The sequence below is a fragment of the Micromonospora thermarum genome (assembly GCF_012034245.1).
Taxonomy (GTDB): Bacteria; Actinomycetota; Actinomycetes; order Mycobacteriales; family Micromonosporaceae; genus Micromonospora; species Micromonospora thermarum.
This window is the reverse complement of sequence record NZ_JAATEO010000097.1, coordinates 1-970: the sequence shown is the minus strand read 5'-3', so window position 1 is coordinate 970 and position 970 is coordinate 1. Positions and strand designations below refer to the sequence as shown.

Sequence of the window (970 nt, the reverse complement as noted above, 5' to 3'; positions counted from 1 at the left end):
CAGTATTCGGGCACAGCCGGGAAGATCGAGAACTGTCAGGTCGCCGTGCACCTGGTCTACGCCACCGATGCTGGTCACGCGATGCTCGACACGGCGCTCTACCTGCCCAAATCCTGGTGCGACGACGTCGAACGCCGCGCCGAGGCCGGTGTCCCTGAGCAGGTGCGGTTCGCGACCAAGCCGCAGCTGGCGTCTCGGATGATCGCCGCAGCGGTCACCGCCGGGCTGCCGTGTCGATGGGTGGCCGGCGACGAGGCATACGGCAACGATCCGCGCCTGGCAGCCCGGCTCCGTCAGCTGCGACTGGGCTACGTCTTGGCCGTGGCCTGCTCTCATCAGGTGATCACCGGCCTTGGCGTCTACCGCGTTGACGCCCTCGCCGCCGGTCTTCCCGCCACCGCCTGGCAGCGGCTCTCCGCGGGTCGAGGCGCGAAAGGCCACCGCTACTACGACTGGTCCTTCACCGCACTGCCACACGCCGCCGACGCCCACGGCGGGCACCACTGGCTGCTGATCCGCCGCAACCGCCGCACTGGCGAGCTGGCCTTCTACCGCTGCTGGACACCCGAGGCCGTCCCGCTACGCAGCCTCGTCCTGGTGGCCGGCCGCCGCTGGAAGATCGAAGAATCATTCCAAGCCGCGAAGACCGGACTCGGCCTGGACCAGCACCAGAACCGCCGCTGGACGTCCTGGCACCGCTGGACCACCCTGGCGATCCTCGCCCACGCCTTCCTCGCCGCCGCGACCACCAGCCACCGCCACCACGACAACCCGGCCGGTCTGATCCCGCTGACCGTCAACGAACTACGTCACCTGTTCAACGTCCTGATCATCGAACCCGCCCGCCGCCGCTGCGACCCACTGCTCTGGTCCGTACGCCGACGCCGTCACCAAGCACGAGCCATGACCAGCCACTACGCCCGGCAAGCCCTCACCGAGCCGTGATCACAATCCCCGGCTGGAGTACTAG

The 970-nt window shown here is 68.9% G+C and carries 1 protein-coding gene; it reads left to right on the top strand.

Annotated elements, in window-relative coordinates:
* Positions 1 to 945, top strand: a 945-nt coding sequence (locus HCJ94_RS29355) for an IS701 family transposase (protein ID WP_168004242.1), incomplete at its 5' end; no start/stop codon positions are given.
* Positions 946 to 970 lie beyond the last annotated feature (25 nt).